The sequence below is a fragment of the Pseudomonas sp. GNP014 genome (genome assembly GCF_054344005.1).
Genome location: NZ_JBTGUS010000001.1, coordinates 1,697,891 through 1,719,234, shown reverse-complemented (window position 1 = coordinate 1,719,234; position 21,344 = coordinate 1,697,891). Strand labels below are relative to the sequence as shown.

The 21,344-nt window shown below is 60.5% G+C and carries 15 protein-coding genes and 2 pseudogenes; 8 read left to right on the top strand and 9 right to left on the bottom strand.

The features are described 5' to 3' along the window. The first annotated feature begins 130 nt into the window (after positions 1 to 130). Positions 131 to 1,933: an acyl-CoA dehydrogenase gene (locus ACXX9E_RS07825; RefSeq protein ID WP_186746203.1), complete on the top strand. Its 1,803-nt coding sequence runs from the start codon at positions 131 to 133 to the stop codon at positions 1,931 to 1,933. 331 nt (positions 1,934 to 2,264) lie between these two features. On the opposite strand, the gene ACXX9E_RS07820 is transcribed toward ACXX9E_RS07825, so the two are convergent. From ACXX9E_RS07820 to ACXX9E_RS07805, 4 genes and pseudogenes are all read right to left on the bottom strand, one after another. Continuing rightward, positions 2,265 to 2,996 carry a methyl-accepting chemotaxis protein gene (locus ACXX9E_RS07820; protein ID WP_371921220.1) on the bottom strand — a complete coding sequence of 244 codons (732 nt, stop codon included), beginning with the start codon at positions 2,994 to 2,996 and terminating at the stop codon, positions 2,265 to 2,267. A gap of 135 nt (positions 2,997 to 3,131) precedes the next feature. After that, a pseudogene (locus ACXX9E_RS07815) lies at positions 3,132 to 4,157 on the bottom strand (cache domain-containing protein); the annotation flags it as partial. 144 nt (positions 4,158 to 4,301) lie between these two features. Continuing rightward, the gene (locus ACXX9E_RS07810) at positions 4,302 to 4,604 is read right to left on the bottom strand and encodes a cell division protein ZapA (RefSeq protein WP_123470784.1); all 303 of its coding nucleotides are present in this window, start codon (positions 4,602 to 4,604) and stop codon (positions 4,302 to 4,304) included. After that, positions 4,601 to 4,831 carry a hypothetical protein gene (locus tag ACXX9E_RS07805; RefSeq protein WP_123471165.1) on the bottom strand — a complete coding sequence of 77 codons (231 nt, stop codon included), beginning with the start codon at positions 4,829 to 4,831 and terminating at the stop codon, positions 4,601 to 4,603. The genes ACXX9E_RS07810 and ACXX9E_RS07805 overlap by 4 nt, the downstream gene beginning before the upstream one ends. 171 nt (positions 4,832 to 5,002) lie before the next feature. On the opposite strand from ACXX9E_RS07805, the pseudogene ACXX9E_RS07800 reads away from it, so the two are divergent. The 5 genes and pseudogenes from ACXX9E_RS07800 to selO all read left to right on the top strand — a co-directional run. Then, positions 5,003 to 5,833: pseudogene (locus ACXX9E_RS07800) on the top strand (MCP four helix bundle domain-containing protein); the annotation flags it as partial. Positions 5,834 to 5,863: 30 nt separating this feature from the next. After that, positions 5,864 to 6,736 (top strand): methyl-accepting chemotaxis protein, encoded by an 873-nt coding sequence (locus tag ACXX9E_RS07795; protein WP_371917813.1) that lies wholly within the window; start codon positions 5,864 to 5,866, stop codon positions 6,734 to 6,736. Positions 6,737 to 7,361: 625 nt separating this feature from the next. Continuing rightward, entirely contained in the window at positions 7,362 to 9,104 is a 1,743-nt protein-coding gene (locus tag ACXX9E_RS07790; RefSeq protein ID WP_123470781.1) for a potassium/proton antiporter, read from the top strand. A 34-nt stretch (positions 9,105 to 9,138) separates the two neighbouring features. Further along, complete coding sequence (gene mscK / locus ACXX9E_RS07785; protein WP_186746207.1) at positions 9,139 to 12,492, top strand: mechanosensitive channel MscK; 3,354 nt, start codon at positions 9,139 to 9,141, stop codon at positions 12,490 to 12,492. A gap of 48 nt (positions 12,493 to 12,540) precedes the next feature. Next, the gene (gene selO, locus ACXX9E_RS07780; RefSeq protein ID WP_458555253.1) at positions 12,541 to 14,004 is read left to right on the top strand and encodes a protein adenylyltransferase SelO; all 1,464 of its coding nucleotides are present in this window, start codon (positions 12,541 to 12,543) and stop codon (positions 14,002 to 14,004) included. A 6-nt stretch (positions 14,005 to 14,010) separates the two neighbouring features. Here selO and ACXX9E_RS07775 read toward each other — a convergent pair whose 3' ends face one another. Continuing rightward, a complete protein-coding gene (locus tag ACXX9E_RS07775) occupies positions 14,011 to 14,337 on the bottom strand; it encodes a helix-turn-helix domain-containing protein (protein ID WP_458555252.1) in 327 nt (108 codons plus the stop codon). A gap of 120 nt (positions 14,338 to 14,457) precedes the next feature. On the opposite strand from ACXX9E_RS07775, the gene trxC reads away from it, so the two are divergent. Then, a complete protein-coding gene (trxC, locus tag ACXX9E_RS07770; protein ID WP_123470775.1) occupies positions 14,458 to 14,892 on the top strand; it encodes a thioredoxin TrxC in 435 nt (144 codons plus the stop codon). A 130-nt stretch (positions 14,893 to 15,022) separates the two neighbouring features. On the opposite strand, the gene ACXX9E_RS07765 is transcribed toward trxC, so the two are convergent. After that, positions 15,023 to 15,793: a ParA family protein gene (locus tag ACXX9E_RS07765; protein WP_267798249.1), complete on the bottom strand. Its 771-nt coding sequence runs from the start codon at positions 15,791 to 15,793 to the stop codon at positions 15,023 to 15,025. A 275-nt stretch (positions 15,794 to 16,068) separates the two neighbouring features. Next, complete coding sequence (locus ACXX9E_RS07760; RefSeq protein WP_123470769.1) at positions 16,069 to 16,971, bottom strand: LysR family transcriptional regulator; 903 nt, start codon at positions 16,969 to 16,971, stop codon at positions 16,069 to 16,071. A 118-nt stretch (positions 16,972 to 17,089) separates the two neighbouring features. Here ACXX9E_RS07760 and ACXX9E_RS07755 point away from each other — a divergent pair, with 118 nt between their 5' ends. Then, the gene (locus ACXX9E_RS07755) at positions 17,090 to 18,364 is read left to right on the top strand and encodes an MFS transporter (RefSeq protein ID WP_458555251.1); all 1,275 of its coding nucleotides are present in this window, start codon (positions 17,090 to 17,092) and stop codon (positions 18,362 to 18,364) included. 177 nt (positions 18,365 to 18,541) lie between these two features. On the opposite strand, the gene hemE is transcribed toward ACXX9E_RS07755, so the two are convergent. Both hemE and ACXX9E_RS07745 read right to left on the bottom strand, forming a co-directional pair. Then, positions 18,542 to 19,609, bottom strand: a complete 1,068-nt coding sequence (gene hemE, locus ACXX9E_RS07750) for a uroporphyrinogen decarboxylase (protein WP_083367241.1) — start codon at positions 19,607 to 19,609, stop codon at positions 18,542 to 18,544. Between the two features lie 253 nt (positions 19,610 to 19,862). Continuing rightward, complete coding sequence (locus tag ACXX9E_RS07745) at positions 19,863 to 21,281, bottom strand: glutamate synthase small subunit GltD family protein (RefSeq protein ID WP_039757038.1); 1,419 nt, start codon at positions 21,279 to 21,281, stop codon at positions 19,863 to 19,865. Positions 21,282 to 21,344: the final 63 nt, after the last annotated feature.

The following is a 21,344-nucleotide window of genomic DNA, read 5'->3' as shown; positions in this document are numbered from 1 at the left end:
AGCTCCCACAGTGTTTTGTGGTGTTTGTTAAGTCGGCGCACGGCTCCAACATCACGCCCATCAATCATCCTGTTCAGCCTCTATCAGCACGCCTAGACTCGGCCCAAACCCAAATTTCAGGTAGGCCGCCATGTCCGAGACGCTGCTCAGTTCCCGCAATCTGGCTTTCGAGCTGTATGAAGTCCTTGATGCCGAGGGCCTGACCCGGCGTGAGCGGTTTGCCGAGCACAACCGCGAGACCTTCGACGCCGCCATCGGCACCGCGCGCAGCATCGCCGAGAAATTTTTCGCACCGCACAACCGCAAGGGCGACGAAAACGAGCCGCGCTACGAGAACGGCCAGGCGATTCTGATTCCGGAGGTCAAACCGGCGGTGGATGCCTTCCTCGAAGCCGGTTTCCTCAACGCCGCACGCAGCTTCGACGCCGGCGGCATGCAGTTACCTACGCTGCTTTCCCAGGCCTGCTTCGCGCATTTCCAGTCGGCCAACGCCGCTTCGACGTCGTATCCGTTCCTGACCATGGGCGCGGCCAATCTGATCGAAAGCTTCGGCACCGACGAGCAGAAACAGCGCTTTCTGCAACCGATGATCGACGGCCGCTTCTTCGGCACCATGGCGCTGACCGAACCCCACGCAGGCTCATCGCTGTCGGATATTCGTACCCGCGCCGAGCCGGCGTCCGACGGCACTTATCGCCTGAAGGGCAACAAGATCTTCATTTCCGGCGGCGATCACCCGCTGTCGGAGAACATCGTGCACATGGTGCTGGCGAAATTGCCGGACGCACCTGCGGGCGTTAAAGGCATTTCGCTGTTTATCGTGCCGAAGTTTCTGGTCAACGATGACGGCAGCCTCGGTCAGCGTAATGACGTGCTGCTGGCCGGGCTGTTTCACAAGATGGGTTGGCGCGGCACCACTTCGACCGCGCTGAACTTCGGCGATAACGGTGAGTGTGTCGGTTATCTGGTGGGCAAAGCGCATCACGGTTTGAGCTACATGTTCCAGATGATGAACGAAGCGCGGATTGGCGTCGGCATGGGCGCAGTGATGCTCGGTTACGCCGGTTACCTGTACTCGCTGGAGTACGCCCGCGAGCGCCCGCAAGGCCGGGTGCCGGACAGCAAGGACCCGACCACCGCGCCGGTGGCGATCATTCAGCATGCGGATGTCAGACGCATGCTGCTGACACAGAAATCCTACGTCGAAGGGGCATTTGACCTCGGTCTGTACGCGGCGCGGCTGTTCGACGACACCACCACACTGGAAAGCGAAGCCGAGCGCCAACAGGCCCATGAGCTGCTGGACCTGCTGACGCCAATCGTCAAATCCTGGCCGTCGGAGTTCTGCCTCAAGGCCAACGAACTGGCGATCCAGATCCTTGGCGGCCACGGCTACACCCGTGAATACCCGGTGGAGCAGTATTACCGCGACAACCGCCTGAACCCGATTCACGAAGGCACCCACGGCATTCAGTCGCTGGACTTGCTCGGGCGCAAACTGGCGCAGAACGGTGGCGCGGGGCTCAAGCAATTGATCCGGTTGATCGCCGACACTTCCGAGCGCGCCACCGCGTACGAATCGTTAACCGCATTGCGTGAGCCGCTGGAGAAACTGGTCGCGCGCCTGCAAGGGGTGACCATCGGTTTGCTGACTGATCTGGCGCAAGGCAAGGTCAACAGCAGCCTGGCCAATTCGGCGCTGTACCTGAAGGTGTTCGGGCATACGGTGATCGGCTGGCGCTGGCTGGAGCAGGCGATTCGCGCCGAGGAAGGCTTGGCCAAGGGCAATGCAACGGATGCCGACTTCTATAAGGGCAAGTTGCAGGCGGCGCGGTATTTCCTGACGTGGGAAGTGCCGGGTTGCCACCATGAACTGACGTTGCTGGAGGCGCGGGATGAGACGTGTCTGGCGATGCAGGATGCGTGGTTCTGAAAGCCAACCCTCACCCCAGCCCTCTCCCGGAGGGAGATAGGGCCGACCGAGGTGTCTGGCGCTATACGTCGACCTGAAAAATCCAGTCGATTATGGATTCATCGCAGCATTTTCAGGTCGGCGTATTTCTCAAGCATCCCGCATTCAGTCCCCTCTCCCGGAGGGAGATAGGGCCGACCGAGGTGTCTGGCGCTATACATCGACCTGAAAAATCCAGTCGTTTATGGATTCGGTGTAGCCCTTTCAGGTCGGCGTATTTCTCAAGTATCCGCATTCAGTCCCCTCTCCCTCCGGGAGAGGGCTAGGGTGAGGGGCTTTTCAGGCTCAGCACTCAACTCAGCTTGAACCCACCCATCTGCCGCGCCAGATCATCCGCCAGTTTCTGCAGCATCTGACAATCCTCGCGACAGGCCCGAACCTCCCCCGCCGTGGCCCGCGCCAGATCAGAAATCCCCTGTACATTGCGGTTGATCTCCTCCGTCACCGCCGACTGCTCTTCCGTCGCCGTCGCCACTTGATGGTTCATGTCGCTGATGCGCTCGACCTGCCCGGTAATCGCGGTCAACGACGCGCCGGTACGCTGGCTCGACTCAACCCCGGTGCCGGTTGCAGCTTGCCCGGTGCGCATCGACGACACGGCATTTTCCGCGCCTTGCTTGAGGCTGCCGATCATCTGCTGGATTTCATCAGTAGACGCCTGCGTGCGTCGCGCCAGGGTGCGCACTTCATCAGCGACAACCGCAAAGCCACGGCCCATATCTCCGGCCCGCGCCGCTTCAATAGCGGCATTGAGTGCCAACAGATTGGTCTGCTCGGACACCCCGCGAATCACCGCCAGCACCGAGTCGATCGACGCCACTTGCTGCGCCAGCTCCCCCACCGCACCGGCGGCCACGCCAATCTCATCGGACATGCTTTCGATATGGCGGATCGAGCCGCCGACTACTTCCCGCGCCTGCAGGGCTTCATCCCGTGCGGTTTGCGAGGCCAGCGCGGCGTTGCCGGCGTTCTGCGCGATCTCCTGCACGGTCAGGCCCATTTCATGAACGGCGGTGGCGACCATGTCGGTCATCTCCTGTTGACGACCAGAGCGCTCGGCGGTGTTATCCACAACCTTGGCCACTTGGCCGACAGCCGTGCGCAAACGCTCACTGGTGGCCAACACTTCGCCAATCATTGCGCGCTGGCTGTCGAGGAATCGGTTGAAGCCCCGAGCCAGATCGCCCAGCTCGTCGGCGCGACTGGAATCTAACCGGTGGGTCAAATCTCCACCACCGCTACCGATTGCTACAAGCGCAGCTGTTACTTGGCGAATCGGTCGCACCAAACCTTGCGCCAACCACACCACCAAAGCGAGGCACACCAGTGCCACCGCCAGACCGATGCCGCCGCTCATCCACATGGCTTTGCGCGCCTCGGCATAGATCTGCGATTGCGGCACTTCGGCCACCAGGGTCCAGCCCAGATCACGCAGAGGCAGGCTGAAGGCGAGGAAGTCTTCGCCGTCTCTTTGGAAGCCGCTGCTCACGGCAGCTTTTTTCCCCATGACGGCTTGTGCCGCCGAAGCACCGATCTGCTCCGAGAGGGTGCGCTTGCCACTGAACTGCGCTTCAGGATGCACCTGGATCAAACCGTCAGAACGCACGAGATAGACCTTGCCGCGCTCACCAAAGCTGAAGTTGTGGATCAACTCCGACAACTCTTTCATGCTCAGGCCAAGCCCGGCCACGCCGACCACTTTGCCGGCCTGCTCGACCTTCAAGTCGATGAACAGCGCCAATTCTCCGGTGGCGCCATCGTTGTCGATATTCAGGGTGCGCGGCTGATGGCTGTCGAGGAAGGAATAGAACCAGGCATCGGCCGGTTTGGCGCGACTGAGGGTGCGGTCCAGGCCTTTTTCGGTGATGTAGTGATTGGATTCGGTGCCGATGATCAGCGCGGTGAAAGCCTTGTGTTCGGCGCGGATGCCTTCCAGATACTGCGCGAAGGCCGCCGTTTTGCCGCTGTCTTCACCCGAGGCCAGCCAGTCGCGGACCATCGTGTTGCTGGCGATGTCTTTGGCGGCGGTCAGCGGCTGGACGAGGATGCGCTCAATATCGTTGCGCGTCGCTTCGATGCTCGACGGCAGCGCTTGTTCGACCAGATAGCTCTGGGCGAGGCGGTTGACCACAAGGGTATAAATGCCAACCACGATCAGGATACTGACCAGCAGGGCGGTGCCCATGCTGAGAATCAGCTGCCATTGAATACTGCGTCGCCACAACTGCATGGAGCACCCCCAAAGAATAAGTGGCCGAAACAATGCAACAGCCGTGCCGATTGTATACAACCATATCGACAATCTATTCTTTGGTTGTGCGCAACTCCATCAGCCCTGATTGATGGTCTTGGCGATGGTTTCGACCGTGGCGCTGACTTGCTCTTGGTAACGGTCGAGTTCTTCCTGGTGCTGCTTCTTCATTTCGATCTGCTGCGAGCACAGATTCATCGCCGCCAGCACCAGCAAGCGGTCACCGATCAGCGTCGGGTATTTGCGCTTGGTGTCGTCCAGCGCAGCCTTGAGCATCATGGCCGCGTCCAGCAGGGTCTGTTCTTCCCCGGCCGGTGCCTTGATCGAGTAGTCCTCCCCGAGAATGGAGATGACCTTTACCCCTGCTGTGCCGTAATTCATGCGCTGACAGGACCTGCGTTGACGCGATCAACCAGGGCCTGGATGCGCGCTGCGGTGGCGCCGTGTTTCTCTTCCTGCTCCATCAGGTTCAGTTGCAGGCTTTCGTTTTCATCCTTGGCCTGAGCCAGTTCCGCAGACAGGGTCTGGTTGGTTTCCAGCAGAGTCTGGTTCTGTTGCACCAGGTCGCTGACGAGCTGTTCCAATTGGCTGAGGGATGCTTCCAACATTTTGATCTTCCAGGCGTTTTTCAAAGGGCGCGTACGATAAAGAAAAGTCATCACGGATGCCAGGGTTAAACCGGCGCAAGGCCTTGATTTTCCTGGCGGCCGACCGATCTCGCGAGTTTAAAAGACTGTGATCTGCCGATCTGGTTCCTGCACTTCGTCGCTCAACCCCCTATGCGACAAATACGCGCAGCGCCTCAAGACTTTAGTCGTATGACCGATAAGTCATCCATACAGCCGTCTCAGCCCGCATGGATGCGGCCCTCCTCTGGTATCCGCCCCATGTCCCTTCGCAATATGAATATCGCCCCCCGGGCGTTCACCGGCTTCGCCCTGATCGGCGGCCTGATGCTGATTCTGGGTGTGTTCGCCTTGAACCAGATGAGCAAAATACGCGCAGCGGGCCAAGAAATTGCCACTGCCAGCGTGCCGTCCATCAAGGCCCTCGACGAGTTCACTCAACTGACCCTGCGCCTGCGGGTGCTGTCCTACCGGTTGCTGATCAACCGCGAACCGGACGTGCAGCAAAAAACCATTGAGCTGTTCGAGCTGCGCAACAAGCAGATCGCCGACGCCCAGCGCGCCTACGAACCGTTGATCAATGGCCCGCAAGAGCGTGCAGCCTACGACCAGTACGTGCAGCTTCTGGCCCAGTACCGCCAACTCGAAGACCGGATGAAAAGCCTGTCGCGCAACAATCAGGTCGATGAACTGCGGCAGATGCTCAACGCGGATTTGCTGAGTAACTCGGAAGCGGTGAACGCCGCACTGGCGCGGCTGCTGGAGATCAACACCCAGCAAATCGCCGAAACTGATCAAGGCGCAGCCGATCAGTACGCGATATCATTCAACCTGGTCGTGACCCTGTTGCTGATCGCCACCGGCCTGACCTTCCTGTTCGCCTGGTTGCTGACCGTCAGCATCACCAAGCCGATTGCCAAGGCACTCGACGCAGCGGAAACCATCGCCGAAGGCAACCTGACCCAGCCGATCCACGTTGACGGCAAAGACGAAGCCGGCCGCTTGCTGGCGGCGATGGCCAAGATGCAATCGAAGCTGCGCGACACCCTGCAGCGGATTTCCGGCTCGGCCACGCAACTGGCGTCCGCTGCCGAAGAGCTGAACAGCGTCACCGACGAAAGCGCCCGTGGCCTGACCCAGCAGAACAACGAAATCGAACAGGCCGCCACGGCGGTCAACGAAATGACCAGCGCCGTTGAAGAAGTCGCACGCAACGCGGTCAGCACGTCGGAAGCGTCGAAAAACGCCACCACGTCCGCCGGCGACGGTCGCGACCTGGTGCAGGAAACCGTCAGCGCCATCGAACGCATGAGCGCCGATGTGCAGAGCACGGCGACCCTGATCGGTGATCTGGCCAACGAATCCCGTGACATCGGCAAGGTCCTGGACGTTATTCGTGGCTTGGCCGACCAGACCAACCTGTTGGCACTGAACGCTGCGATTGAAGCGGCACGCGCCGGTGAAGCCGGCCGTGGTTTTGCGGTAGTCGCCGATGAGGTGCGTGCGCTGGCCCATCGCACCCAACAGTCGACCAGCGAAATCGAGCGGATGATCGGCAGCATTCAGAGCGGCACCGAACACGCGGTGGACTCGATGCGCAACAGCACCGAACGCGCCGAGTCGACACTGAACATCGCCCGGGGCGCCGGGATGTCGCTGGACACCATCAACACCGCAATCGTCGAGATCAACGAGCGCAACCTGGTGATCGCCAGCGCCGCCGAAGAGCAGGCACAAGTGGCCCGCGAGGTGGATCGCAACCTGGTGAACATCCGCGACCTGTCGGTGCAATCGGCCACCGGCGCGAATCAGACCAGTGCGGCGAGCAACGAGCTGTCGCGTCTGGCGCTGGATTTGAACAACATGGTTGGGCGGTTCAGCCTCTGATTCACTCGATCAAAAGCAAAAGCACCCTCACCCCAGCCCTCTCCCAGAGGGAGAGGGAGCAGATACGGGGCTTTTCAAAATCTGAGTTCGACTTCGGACTTTCAGGTCGGCGTACCTCGCCCAAACACCTTGATCAGCCTCCTCTCCCAAAGGGAGAGGGAGTAGGTCCGGGGCTTTTCAAAATCTGAGTTCGACTTCGGACTTTCAGGTCGGCGTACCTCGCACAAACACCTTGATCAGCCTCCTCTCCCAGAGGGAGAGGGAGCAGATCGGGGGCTTTTCAAAATCCGAGTTCGACTTCGGACTTTCAGGTCGGCGTACCTCGCACAAACACCTCGATCAGCCTCCTCTCCCAGAGGGAGAGGGCTGGGGTGAGGGTGCTTTTCAAACCTGAGTTCGACTCAGAATTTTCAGGTCGATGGACCTCGCCCAGACACTTCGATCAGTCCCCTCTCCCCCCGGGAGAGGGCTAGGGTGAGGGCAGCCATCGCCAGCCGAACCCAAACCTCGAATCCCCCAGCGTAAAAAGCTTTTTGACAGCATCACATTTCAACAGGTTAGAATCGCTGGCACGCAGACTGCATGGTCAGTTTGTGCCCGTCTTTACGCTTCTGGAGTACTGCCTTTGAATGCGACGACCATCAACAGCCTGTTCTTGATCGGCGCGTTGCTGGTAGGTGCAAGCATTCTTGTCAGTTCCCTGTCTTCGCGTCTCGGCATTCCGATTCTGGTCATCATTCTTGCGGTCGGCATGGCGGCCGGGGTCGATGGGGGCGGGATCATTTTCGATAACTACCCGACCGCCTATCTGGTCGGCAACCTCGCCCTCGCAGTGATCCTGCTCGACGGTGGTTTGCGCACCCGGGTTTCAAGTTTCCGTGTGGCCTTGTGGCCGGCGCTGTCGCTGGCCACGGTCGGGGTATTGATCACCACCGGGCTGACCGGCATGGCAGCGGCGTGGCTGTTCGACCTCAATCTGATTCAAGGCCTGCTGATCGGCGCCATCGTCGGCTCCACGGACGCCGCAGCGGTGTTCTCGCTGCTCGGCGGCAAGGGACTCAACGAACGGGTGACCGCGAGCCTGGAAATCGAGTCCGGCAGCAACGACCCGATGGCGGTGTTCCTCACCGTGACCCTGATCGACATGCTCGCCAGCGGCCAGACCGGCCTGCACTGGAGCCTGTTGACTCACCTGATCCGCGAGTTCGGCATCGGTGGCGTGATCGGCCTCGGTGGCGGCTGGTTGATGTTGCAACTGGTCAACCGGATCAACCTCGCCACCGGCCTGTACCCGATTCTGGTGATCGCTGGCGGTCTGGTGGTGTTCGCACTGACCAACGCCCTGCATGGCAGCGGCTTCCTCGCTGTTTATCTGTGTGGTCTGGTGATCGGCAACCGCCCGGTGCGCAGCCGTCACGGCATTCTGCACATGCTCGACGGCATGGCATGGCTGGCGCAAATCGGCATGTTCCTCGTGCTGGGGCTGCTGGTCACGCCGCATGATTTACTGCCGATCGCCCTGCCGGCGCTGGGTCTGGCGCTGTGGATGATTCTGTTCGCCCGGCCGCTGTCGGTGGTCGTCGGCCTGCTGCCGTTCAAGGCGTTCCACGGCCGCGAGAAAGCCTTTATTTCCTGGGTCGGCCTGCGCGGCGCGGTGCCGATCATTCTCGCGGTGTTCCCGTTGATGGCCGGGCTGCCGAATGCGCAGCTGTACTTCAACCTCGCGTTTTTCATCGTGCTGGTGTCGCTGCTGGTGCAGGGCACGAGCCTGCCGTGGGTGGCCAAGCTGTTGAAGGTGACGGTACCACCGGAGCCGGCGCCGATCTCGCGTTCCGCACTGGAGGTGCACATCACCAGCGAGTGGGAGCTGTTCGTTTACAAGCTCGGCGCCGAGAAATGGTGCATCGGTTCGCCCCTGCGTGAACTGAAAATGCCCGAAGGCACGCGCATCGCCGCCCTGTTTCGTGGCCAGCAACTGCTCCATCCGTCGGGTAGCACGGTGCTGGAAGTCGATGATTTGTTGTGTGTTATCGGCCATGAACACAACTTGCCGGCCCTCGGCAAACTGTTCAGCCAGGCACCGCAACGCGGTCTGGATCTGCGCTTCTTCGGCGACTTTGTACTCGAAGGAGACGCCCAGCTTAAAGCGGTTGCAGCGCTTTACGGGTTGCCGGCCGACGGCATCGATCCGGACATGACCCTCGGTGCGTTCATTGCCCACAAGGTTGGTGGTGCACCAATCGTCGGCGACCAGGTGGAGTGGAACAACACTCACTGGACGGTCGCGGTCATGGACGGGAACAAGATCGGCAAAGTGGGCGTCAGATTCCCCGAAGGAAGTCGCCCGGGTCCCGGTCTCTTCCTCTAAACTGCGTCCACTCTCACTTGCTTGACCGGTCTCTATGCCTACCCTGCGCTCTTTCTTTTTCGCGGCCCTGCTGGGCCTGAGTCTTTCCGTCGGGCCGCTGTATGCCGCCGAACCGCCGTCCAGCGAAGCCGTGCAGGCCAGCCTGGACAAACTCGCCGACAGCAAACTGCCGGACGCCGATAAAAAGACCCTGCAAACCGTCCTGCAGAACACGCTCAATCAGCTGAACAACCAGCGTGACTATGAACAGAAGCTGATCGACCTCAAACAGCAACTGGCAAGCGCGCCGAAGCAGACCGTCGAGAACACCCGCGAATTGACGCGCCTCAAGGCCTCCGCCGTGGTGCCGGTGGCGCAGCGCTTTCCCAAGGAATCGATCCAGCAGCTGGAACAGATCCTCACCGATCGTTCGACCCAGCAGAGCGATCTGCAAAAAGCCCTGGCCGACGCCAACAGCCTGATCATCACCGCGCAGACCCGCCCGGAGCGCGCCCAGGCGGAAATTTCCGCCAGCCAGACGCGCATCCAGCAGATCAACAACATCCTCAAGTCCGGCAAGGACGCGGGCAAAACCGTCAGCGCCGAGCAACGCGATCAGTTGAACGCCGAACTGGCCGCCCTCAACGCGTTGATCCCGCTGCGTCGTCAGGAGCTGGCCGGCAACAGCCAGTTGCAGGATCTGGGCAACAGCCAGCATGACCTGCTCTCGGAGAAATCCGACCGCCTCGACCGCGAGATTCAGGAACTGCAAACCCTGATCAACCAGAAGCGTCTGGCGCAGTCCCAGGAGACCGTTACCCAGCAGTCGATCGAAGCGCAGAAGGCCGGCGGCAGCAGCCTGCTCGCCAGCGAAAGCACGGCCAACCTCAAGCTCTCCGACTACCTGCTGAAAAGCACCGACCGTCTCAACGAAGTCACCCAGCAGAACCTGCAAACCAAACAGCAACTCGACAGCCTGACCCAGAGCGACTCGGCCCTGGATGAACAGATCAACGTGCTCAAGGGCAGTCTGCTGCTGTCGAAGATTCTCTATAAACAGAAGCAGGCCCTGCCGCGCCTCAAGGTCGATCGTGACCTGGCCGACCAGATCGCCGACATTCGCCTGTATCAGTTCGAAGTCAGCCAGCAGCGTGAACTGCTGAGCAACCCGGCGACCTACGTCGACAACCTGCTCTCCACCCAGCCGCCGGAGCAAGTCACCCCGCAACTGCGCAAGAGCCTGCTGGACCTGGCCAACACCCGCGCCGACCTGCTGGAACGGCTGAACCGCGAACTGAGCGCAGTGCTCAACGAATCAATCACCCTGCAACTCAACCAGAAGCAACTGCTGAGCACTGCCCAAAGCCTGCGCGCAACCCTCGATGAGCAGATGTTCTGGATTCCCAGCAACAAGCCGCTGGACGTGGAATGGATGCGCGGCGTGCCGGAGCGGCTCAAACGCCAGATCGACACCCTGCCGCTGGCCTCGAGCCTGAGCGAGCTGACCGACGGCCTGACCCAGCGTCCGCTGCTGTTCCTGCCGCTGGCATTGCTGATCGGCGCGCTGCTGTGGCGGCGCAAGGCGCTGTATGCACGGTTGAACAAGGTTCACCAGGACATCGGTCACTTCAAGCGTGACAGCCAGTGGCACACCCCGCAGGCGATCCTGATCAATATTCTGCTGGCGATGCCGGTCGCCCTTGGCCTGGCCCTGTGCGGACTGGCCCTGCAGATCGACGCCCGCGGACAAAACGCCAACATGGGCGCGGCGCTGCTGCAAATGGGTCAGGCATGGCTGGTGTTCTACACCGCCTACCGGATTCTCTCGCCAGGTGGCGTGGCAGAGTTGCACTTCCGCTGGGAAAAACCCCAGGTCGAATTCCTCCAGGGCTGGATCCGTCGCCTCGGACTGGTGGTCATGGCGCTGGTGACCGTAGTCGCCGTGGCCGAACTGCAACCGGCCGCACTGGCTGACGACGTTCTCGGCATGCCGGTGGTGCTGACCTGCTACGCCCTGATGGCCTGGCTGCTCAGCCGTCTGCTGATCAGCAGCCCGGCCCACGAAAATACTTCGTTGTTCCGCAAGGCCGTGGGCGTGATGTTCACCTTGCTGCCGATCGCCCTGTTCGTCGCGGTGTGCTTCGGCTACTACTACACCGCGCTGAAACTCAGCGATCGCTTGATCAACACCCTGTACCTGCTGATGTTCTGGCTGGTGATCGAAGCCACCTTCGTCCGGGGTCTGGCGGTTGCCGCCCGACGTCTGGCCTACCAGCGCGCCCTGGCCAAACGTCAGGCGGCAAAAGAGGCCGGCGACGGCGAAGCCGTGATCGAAGAACCGACACTGGACATCGAGAAGGTCAACGAACAGTCCCTGCGCCTGATCCGTCTCGCCCTGCTCGGCGGCTTCATCGCGGCGCTGTACTGGGTCTGGTCGGACCTGATTTCAGTGTTCTCGTACCTCGACAACATCACCCTCTACGAATACACCAGCGGCACCGGCGCCAACATGAGCATGGTGCCGATCAGCATCGGCGACATGCTCGGCGCACTGATCATCATCGGCATCACCTTCGCCCTCGCGCGCAACCTGCCGGGCCTGCTGGAAGTGTTCGTGCTGTCGAAACTCAATCTGGCCCAGGGCAGTGCCTACGCGACCACGACGTTGCTGTCATATGTGATCGCCGGCGTCGGTTTCGTCTCGACCCTGTCGACCCTCGGCGTGAGCTGGGACAAGTTGCAATGGCTGGTGGCCGCGTTGTCGGTCGGCCTCGGTTTCGGCATGCAGGAGATCTTCGCCAACTTTATCTCCGGCATCATGATCCTGTTCGAACGCCCGGTGCGGATCGGTGACACCATCACCATCGGCAACCTGTCGGGCACGGTCAGCAAGATCCGCATCCGCGCCACGACCATCACCGACTTCGACCGCAAGGACATCATTGTCCCGAACAAGACGTTCATCACCGGGCAATTGATCAACTGGTCGCTGACCGACACCATCACCCGCGTCACCCTGAAACTGGGCGTCGACTACGGCTCCGACCTGGATCTGGTCAAGGAACTGCTGCTCAAGGCTGCCCGGGAAAACCCGCGTGTGCTCAAGGAGCCCGAGCCGCACGTGTACTTCCTCAACTTCGGCGAAAGCACTCTCGATCACGAGTTGCGCATGCACGTGCGTGACCTGGGCGACCGCAACCCGGTGCTTGATGAGGTCAACCGCTTCATCAACCGCGAGTTCAAGAAGCAGCACATCAACATCTCGTTCCGCCAGATGGAGGTTTATCTGAAGAACCTTCACGGTCAGGAATACAAGATGGTGCCGATCGAGCCAGAAACGAAAACCATCGTGCCCATCGCCGACGATCAGAAACCGCTGCAAGAGCCGCCGCCGGCCAAACTCGACTAACCGGCCTATTCCCAGCAGAATGCTCGGACATTCTGCTGGAGCCGGCCCTTGAAAGCCCTCGACGAACTGACCTTCGACAATCGCTTCGCCCGCCTGGGCGACGCGTTCTCCGCCCACGTGCTGCCCGAGCCGATCAACAATCCGCGTCTGGTCGTCGCCAGCCCGGCGGCCCTCGCCTTGCTGGATCTCGACCCGGCGAGCGCCGAAACCGAGGAATTCGCCGAACTGTTTGGCGGCCACAAGTTGTGGGCCGATGCCGAGCCGCGGGCGATGGTCTATTCCGGGCATCAGTTCGGCGGCTACACACCGCAACTGGGTGACGGTCGTGGCTTGTTGCTCGGCGAGGTCTACAACAGCGCTGGTGAGCACTGGGACTTGCACCTGAAGGGCGCCGGACAGACGCCGTTTTCACGCATGGGAGACGGTCGCGCCGTTCTGCGTTCGTCGATCCGCGAGTTCCTCGCCTCCGAAGCGCTGCACGCGCTGAACATCCCGTCTTCGCGGGCCGCCTGCGTGATCGGTTCCGACACCCCGGTGTGGCGCGAGAAGCAGGAACGTGCGGCGATGGTCCTGCGTCTGGCACCGAGCCATGTGCGCTTCGGCCACTTCGAATATTTCTACTACACCAAGCGTCCCGAGCAGCAGAAGCAACTCGGCGAGCACGTGTTGGCGATGCACTTCCCCGAGTGCCTGGAACAACCGGAGCCGTATCTGGCGATGTTCCGCGAGATCGTCGAGCGCAATGCCGCACTGATCGCCAAGTGGCAGGCCTACGGCTTCTGCCACGGCGTGATGAACACCGACAACATGTCGATCCTCGGCATTACCTTCGACTTCGGCCCGTTCGCGTTCCTCGATGATTTCGACGCCCACTTCATCTGCAACCATTCCGATGATCAGGGCCGCTACTCGTTCAGCAACCAGGTGCCGGTCGGCCAATGGAACCTCAGCGCGCTGGCCCAGGCGTTGACGCCGTTCATCAGCGTCGAAGCCCTGCGCGAAACCCTCGGCCTGTACTTGCCCTTGTTCCAGGCGCATTACCTTGACCTGATGCGCCGCCGCTTCGGCTTTACCACGGCGGAAGAGGACGACCAACAGCTGCTGGAGAACCTGCTGCAACTGATGCAGAACAGCGGCGTCGATTACACGCTGTTCTTCCGCCGTCTCGGTGAAGAACCCGCCGAACAGGCCGTCGCCCGCTTGCGCGATGATTTCGTCGACATCAAGGGCTTTGACGCCTGGGGCGAACGCTACGTCGCCCGGGTCGCCCGCGACGGTGACACCGATCAGGCCCAGCGCCGCACGCGAATGCATGCGGTCAATCCGCTGTACATCCTGCGCAATTATCTGGCGCAAAAAGCTATTGCTGCGGCGGAGCAAGGCGATTACTCAGAGGTGCGCCGGCTGCATGCGGTGCTGAGCAAACCGTTTGAACAGCAGCCGGGGATGGAGGGTTATGCCGAGCGGCCGCCGGAGTGGGGCAAGCATCTGGAGATCAGTTGTTCGTCTTGAGGCGGTCTAGATAAACACGTCTATAGGCACCTTGAAGTGGTCCGCCAACCAGCGGACCTGCCGCAGGTTCAACTTGCGCTTGCCGTTCAGAATTTCTGAAACGACAGATTGAGTACCAACACCCGGCAGGTCGCTCTGGGTCAGTCCATGTTCGCGCATCAAGTAGCCGAGGACCTCTTCGCCACTTGCCTTGGCCATGGGGTGATGTGTGCGATCCCATTCCGCAATCCAGTCACTGATGATCTCCACCAGACTCGTGAGTGGATGCGACTCGTCATCGCCGGTTATTTCGAGGATCTCGTCGACTGCATATCGCAAATTGCGATAATGCAAGACAGACCAACGGCCACGCCGGTACGTCTTGGCCCAGGTCTTACGTTGAAAGCCGCATGATTGAAAATGTGAACAAACGCCTCCAACTAGGTGTTATCAGCTCACTTGCGGAATGCCCTCATGACCAACCCACTCCTCATCCCCTGCCCCTCCTGCAACGGCCTCAACCGCATCCCGGCCGAGCGCCTCGCGGACCAGCCAAAATGCGGGCGCTGCAAATCCGCCGTACTGCTGAGCAAGCCGTTCGAACTCAAGCAAGGCGACTACGCCAGCCAGATCAAGGGTGATCTGCCGCTGCTGGTGGACGTGTGGGCGGACTGGTGCGGGCCGTGCAAGTCGTTTGCACCGGTGTTCGAGCAGGCGGCGGCGCAGTTGGCGGGCAAGTGCCGGCTGGCCAAGCTGGACAGTGAGGCCAATCAGCAACTGTCGGCGCAGTTGGGGATTCGTTCGATTCCGAGCCTGATTCTATTCAGGAACGGTCGGGAAGTAGCGCGGCAGAGCGGCGCGTTTCCATTGCCGCAGTTGATGGCGTGGCTGCATAGCCAAGGCATCTGACACACCGTAAATCAAATTGTGGAAGTGAGCCTGCTCGCGATGGGGTTCTGTCAGTCCACTCAAGTGTTGGCTGAAAGGACCCCATCGCGAGCAGGCTCATTCCTACAGGGGATCTGCGTAGCCCAAGAGATCAGTGGTCTTCGAGCAAGTCGTGCAGCTCAACGAACTGCTGCGTCAGTTTGTGTTTCGGGTCGAGGTGAATCAGCGGCATGCTGGCCTGGTGCGATTCGCGCATGCGTACCGAACTGCTCAGATACACCGGCAACACCGGTAAACCTTCGGCAATCAACTCATCGAGAATCTGCTGGGGCAGGCTCGCCCGGGCCTGGAATTGGTTGACGACGATGCCTTCGACCTCCAGGCCTTCATTGTGGTCGTCTTTCAGCTCTTCGATTTCCGCGATCAGCCCGTACAGCGCCTGACGCGAGAAGCTGTCGCAATCGAAGGGGATCAGCACGCGATCCGCAGCAATCAGCGCCGATACCGCGTAGAAGTTCAGCGCCGGTGGCGTATCGAGGTAGATCCGGTCGTAATCCTCGGACAATTCATCCAGCAACTTACGCAGCTTGTTGATCTTGTGCTTCGCCTCGAGCTTGGGCTGCAGGTCGGCCAGTTCAGCGGTGGCGGTGATGATATGCAGATTGTCGAACGGGGTTTCGTAGATATCGGCCTGATTCTTTTTCGAAAACGGCCCCGATGACAGCGTCTGCTTGAAGAAATCGGCAATGCCCATCGGGATGTCGTCGCCGGTGAGCCCTGTCAGATATTGAGTGGAGTTGGCCTGGGCATCGAGATCCACCAACAGCGTGCGATAACCCTCGCTGGCGCTGACCGCCGCCAGATTGCAGGCAATGCTGGATTTGCCCACGCCACCTTTCTGATTGAACACCACGCGCCGCATGACAAAACCTCCGTGTATCAAAGAATGACCGAGTGTAGTTGCCTGCGCCCTCGCTTCGCTACCTTCACCGACACGGACTACAGCGCCTGGTGACAATATCCGCGTGCAGACGGGGCAAAAGCGGCCTTTGATCGCCGAGATGCCTGACAGACAAGAGGCTGACCAACTGGAAAATGGATCCCTTGACGCCGCTTAGCACGTCCTGAGCAAGGCACTCATCCGCCACGGCTCCAACTGCATGGGAGCGGGCTTGCTCGCCAAGCGGCCAGCCGCCATTACCCAATTGAAGGCTCAACCTTGCGCGTGAGCAGGTCGACAAACGCCTTGGCCATCGGCGATTTCTGGTCCTTGCGCTGCACCAGCCACACCGCCGACACCGCCTCCGGATCAAGCAGCGGTCGATAGACCACGCCTTCAATGCGCATCCGCTGATAGGACGCCGGCAACACCGAAACCCCCAGCCCCGCTGCGACCAGACCGATGATGGTCATCGCCTCTCCGGCCTCCTGGGCGAAGTGCGGGCTGAATCCGGCATCACGCGCCAGACTCAGCAGTTGCGCATACAGCCCGCTGCCGTAGCTGCGCGGAAAGAACACGAACGGCTCCAGCGCCAGCGCCGAAAGGAAAAGCCCTTCCTCGCTGCCCTGCGCCAGCGGATGTTTGGAGCCAAGCACCGCCACCAGCGGCTCACGCATCAGCTCCACCACACTCAGCGAATCCGGCAGGCCCAGCGGACGCATGATGCCGACCTCGATCGACTCATCCACCAGCCCTTCGGCGACTTGCGTGCTGCTCATCTCACGAAGGTTAAGGTGCACCGCCGGAAAACGCTGGCGAAAGGCAAAGATCGCCTGGGGAATCGTCGAGTTGAACGGCGCCGATGAGGTAAAGCCGATCTTCAATTCGCCCAGCTCCCCCAATTGCGCACGTCTTGCGACATCTGCCGCTTTGTCGACCTGCGCCAGCACCAGCCGCGCTTCCTCCAGAAACAATCTGCCGGCTTCGCTCAGTTCGACCCGACGATTGGTCCGCTCGAACAATCGTGCACCGACCTCTTGCTCCAGCGCCTGAATCTGCTGGCTCAGCGGTGGCTGGGAAATACCCAGCACCTGTGCCGCGCGGCCGAAATGCAGCTCTTCGGCAACGGCGATGAAGTAGCGCAGGTGACGCAATTCCATGAACACCTCATTAGGTCGTTAAAGCTATCAAACAGGTCGAACAATATATTGGATAGAAACATTAGCCAGCTATATGATTTTTTCATTGCCTGCCTGGCCGTGCACCCCGAGGTCTGATGTGAAAACTGCTGTCGCGCCCCTTGCCCACGAAGTCCCGCCTGCTGCGGCGGACGATGTCGTCGCCGAACTGCAAGAGATCTACATCGAAAAAGGCACGCCGATGTTCATGCGCACGGTACTGGCGCTGTTCAGCGGCGGGTTCGCGACGTTCGCCCTGCTCTACTGCGTGCAGCCGATGATGCCGCTGCTGTCCCACGAGTACGGAATCAACGCGGCGCAGAGCAGCCTGATTCTTTCGGTGGCCACCGGCATGCTCGCCATCGGTCTGTTGATCACCGGACCGATTTCCGACCGCATCGGACGCAAACCGGTGATGGTGACTGCGCTGTTCGCAGCGGCGCTGTGCACCATGGCCAGTGCAATGATGCCGAGTTGGGAAGGTGTGCTGATCATGCGCGCGCTGATCGGGCTGTCGCTCAGCGGACTGGCAGCGGTGGCGATGACTTATTTGAGTGAAGAGATCCATCCGCAACACATAGGCCTGGCGATGGGTTTGTACATCGGCGGCAACGCGATTGGCGGGATGAGCGGGCGGTTGATCACCGGGGTATTGATCGACTTCGTCAGCTGGCACACGGCGATGCTGGTGATCGGCGGTCTGGCGATGATTGCCGCAGCGGTGTTCTGGAAGATCCTCCCCGAGTCGCGCAACTTCCGCTCGCGCTCGCTGCACCCGCGCAGTTTGCTCGACGGCTTCACCATGCATTTTCGCGATGCCGGTCTGCCGCTGCTGTTTCTGGAAGCATTCGTGCTGATGGGCGCGTTCGTCACGCTGTTCAACTACATTGGCTATCGCTTGCTGGCCGCGCCGTACAACCTCGATCAGGTGTTCGTCGGCTTGTTGTCGGTGGTGTACCTGTCGGGCATCTACAGTTCGGCGAAAATCGGTTCACTCGCGGACAAACTGGGGCGGCGCAAAGTGTTGTGGGCAACCATCGCGCTGATGTTCGCTGGCCTTGCGCTGACCATGTTCACCCCGCTGCTGCTGGTGATCGTCGGCATGCTGATCTTCACATTTGGCTTCTTCGGTGCGCACTCCGTGGCGAGCAGCTGGATCGGGCGAAGAGCGACCAAGGCCAAGGGGCAGGCATCATCGTTGTATCTGTTCAGTTATTACGCGGGGTCGAGTATTGCCGGGACGGCAGGCGGGGTGTTCTGGCATTTGGGTGGCTGGAACGGGATTGGTCTGTTTATAGGCTCACTGTTGCTGATCGCGCTATTGGTGGCGTTGAAACTGGCGAAGTTGCCGCCACTCGGCGGTGTAAAAGCCTGACACAAAACCCAATGTGGGAGCGAGCTTGCTCGCGAAGGCGTTGTGTCAGTTGATGCAAAAGTTGCTGATCCACCGCTTTCGCGAGCAAGCTCGCTCCCACATTTCATCTGTGTCCGACGTTGAATCGTGGAAACAAAATCGCCCGGCATAAGCCGGGCGTTTTTTATGGTGTGGCGATCACTCGTGATACTGCGCCGACAGCTCATGCACCGCGCGCAGGAACGCACCGGCATGTTCCGGATCCACCTCTGGCGTGATGCCATGGCCAAGGTTGAACACATGCCCACTGCCCTTGCCGTAGCTGGCCAAGATGCGCCCGACTTCGGTGCGGATCGCTTCCGGTTTTGCGTAAAGCACAGTCGGGTCCATGTTGCCTTGCAGGGCAACCTTGTCACCTACACGGGCGCGGGCGTTGCCGATGTCGCAGGTCCAGTCCAGGCCCAAGGCGTCGGCGCCGGCCTCGGCGATGCTTTCCAGCCACAGGCCGCCGTTCTTGGTGAAGAGGATCACCGGCACCTTGCGACCGTCGTGTTCGCGGATCAGGCCGCTGACGATTTTCTTCATGTAGGCCAGCGAGAACTCTTGATACGCCGCCGCCGACAGATTGCCGCCCCAGGTGTCAAAGATCTGCACCGCTTGCGCGCCGGCCATGATCTGGCCGTTGAGGTACGAGGTCACCGACTGCGCCAGCTTATCCAGCAGCAAGTGCATGGCTTGCGGGTTGTCGTAGAGCATCGCTTTGGTCTTGCGGAAGTCTTTCGACGAGCCGCCTTCAACCATGTACGTCGCCAGGGTCCACGGGCTGCCGGAGAAACCGATCAGCGGCACGCGCCCGTTCAGCTCACGACGGATGGTGCTGACCGCGTCCATTACGTAGCCGAGGTCCTTGTGCGGATCAGGGATCGGTAGCGCTTCGATGTCCGCCAGGGTGCTGACGACTTTCTTGAAACGCGGCCCTTCACCAGTCTCGAAGTACAGGCCCTGGCCCATCGCATCGGGAATGGTGAGGATGTCGGAAAACAGGATCGCCGCGTCCAGTTGCGGATAGCGGTCGAGCGGTTGCAGGGTGACTTCGCAGGCGAATTCCGGATTCATGCACAGGCTCATGAAGTCACCGGCGTGGGCACGGCTGGCGCGGTATTCCGGCAGGTAGCGGCCGGCCTGGCGCATCATCCACACCGGGGTGACGTCAACGGGTTGCTTGAGCAGGGCGCGGAGGAAACGGTCGTTCTTCAGGGCAGTCATGTCGGCATCCGGAAAAAAAGTGCGGGCATTTTCTCAGAGCGCGACGCAAAAGGCACGGATGCAGGTCAGCCTTTTGTCTATCGGGTCAATTTATTGCGTTGGAAATGCGTTCTCAGCAACACCGAGAAACAACTGTGGGAGCGAGCTTGCTCGCGAAGAGGGCTTCACATTCAACATTGCTGTTGGCTGATCCACCGCTTTCGCGAGCAAGCTCGCTCCCACAGGGTTATTGCTTTTGACTTAGGATCCGGGGTTAGACGCCCAGGTAATCGAGGATCCCTTCGGCAGCATTGCGCCCTTCGAAGATCGCCGTCACCACCAGGTCGGAACCGCGCACCATGTCGCCACCGGCAAAGATTTTCGGATTGCTGGTCTGGTGCTTGTACTGACCTTGCTCAGGCGCCACAACGCGGCCCTGGCTGTCGGTCTGGATCTCGAACTGCTCGAACCACGGCGCCGGGCTAGGGCGGAAGCCGAAAGCGATAACCACGGCGTCCGCCGGGATGATCTCTTCGGAACCCGGGATCGGCTCGGGGCTGCGACGGCCGCGGGCGTCCGGTTCGCCGAGACGGGTCTCGACCACCTTCACGCCTTCGACCTTGTCTTCGCCAACGATGGCGATCGGCTGGCGGTTGTAGAGGAACTTCACGCCTTCTTCCTTGGCGTTCTTCACCTCTTTGCGCGAGCCGGGCATGTTCGCTTCGTCACGACGATAAGCACAGGTCACCGATTTGGCACCCTGACGGATCGACGTGCGGTTGCAGTCCATCGCCGTGTCACCACCGCCGAGAACCACGACCTTCTTGCCTTTCATGTCGACGAAATCTTCCGGCGACTTTTCAAAGCCCAGGTTGCGGTTGACGTTGGCGATCAGAAAGTCCAGTGCGTCATAGACGCCCGGCAGGTCCTCACCGGCAAAACCGCCCTTCATGTAGGTGTAGGTGCCCATGCCCATGAACACTGCATCGTATTCGGCGAGCAGTTGTTCCATGGTCACGTCTTTACCGACTTCGGTGTTCAGACGGAACTCGATGCCCATGCCAGTGAAGACTTCGCGACGATTGCTCAGCACGGTCTTCTCCAGCTTGAACTCGGGGATGCCGAAGGTCAGCAAGCCACCGATTTCCGGGTTCTTGTCGAACACCACCGGGGTTACGCCGCCACGCACCAGCACGTCGGCACAACCGAGGCCCGCCGGGCCGGCACCGATGATCGCGACACGCTTGCCGGTCGGTTTGACCTTGGACATGTCCGGACGCCAGCCCATGGCGAACGCGGTGTCGGTGATGTACTTCTCGACCGAACCGATGGTCACCGCGCCGAAGCCGTCGTTGAGGGTGCAGGCACCCTCGCACAGACGATCCTGCGGGCACACCCGGCCGCAGACTTCCGGCAGGGTGTTGGTCTGGTGCGACAGCTCGGCGGCCTGCAGGATGTTGCCCTCGGCGACCAGCTTCAGCCAGTTGGGAATGAAGTTGTGCACCGGGCACTTCCATTCGCAATACGGGTTGCCGCACCCCAGGCAACGGTGGGCCTGGTCGGCCGACTGCTGGGGTTTGAACGGTTCGTAGATTTCGACGAACTCTTTCTTGCGTTGACGCAACAGTTTCTTCTTCGGATCTTTGCGCCCGACATCGATGAATTGAAAGTCGTTACTGAGACGTTCGGCCATCTTCAAAACCTCATAACAGCAGCTTCAAGCTACTAGCTTCAAGCTGCAAGAAAATCACTCTGC

Excerpts from the sequence above, each read along its gene's own strand:
- ACXX9E_RS07825 (WP_186746203.1), top strand. The coding sequence starts at position 131 with ATGTCCGAGACGCTGCTCAGTTCCCGCAATCTGGCTTTCGAGCTGTAT.
- ACXX9E_RS07820 (WP_371921220.1), bottom strand. The coding sequence starts at position 2,996 with ATGGTCGCCACCGCCGTTCATGAAATGGGCCTGACCGTGCAGGAGATC.
- ACXX9E_RS07810 (WP_123470784.1), bottom strand. The coding sequence starts at position 4,604 with ATGAATTACGGCACAGCAGGGGTAAAGGTCATCTCCATTCTCGGGGAG.
- ACXX9E_RS07805 (WP_123471165.1), bottom strand. The coding sequence starts at position 4,831 with ATGTTGGAAGCATCCCTCAGCCAATTGGAACAGCTCGTCAGCGACCTG.
- ACXX9E_RS07795 (WP_371917813.1), top strand. The coding sequence starts at position 5,864 with ATGGCCAAGATGCAATCGAAGCTGCGCGACACCCTGCAGCGGATTTCC.
- mscK (WP_186746207.1), top strand. The coding sequence starts at position 9,139 with ATGCCTACCCTGCGCTCTTTCTTTTTCGCGGCCCTGCTGGGCCTGAGT.
- trxC (WP_123470775.1), top strand. The coding sequence starts at position 14,458 with ATGACCAACCCACTCCTCATCCCCTGCCCCTCCTGCAACGGCCTCAAC.
- ACXX9E_RS07765 (WP_267798249.1), bottom strand. The coding sequence starts at position 15,793 with ATGCGGCGCGTGGTGTTCAATCAGAAAGGTGGCGTGGGCAAATCCAGC.
- ACXX9E_RS07760 (WP_123470769.1), bottom strand. The coding sequence starts at position 16,971 with ATGGAATTGCGTCACCTGCGCTACTTCATCGCCGTTGCCGAAGAGCTG.
- hemE (WP_083367241.1), bottom strand. The coding sequence starts at position 19,609 with ATGACTGCCCTGAAGAACGACCGTTTCCTCCGCGCCCTGCTCAAGCAA.
- ACXX9E_RS07745 (WP_039757038.1), bottom strand. The coding sequence starts at position 21,281 with ATGGCCGAACGTCTCAGTAACGACTTTCAATTCATCGATGTCGGGCGC.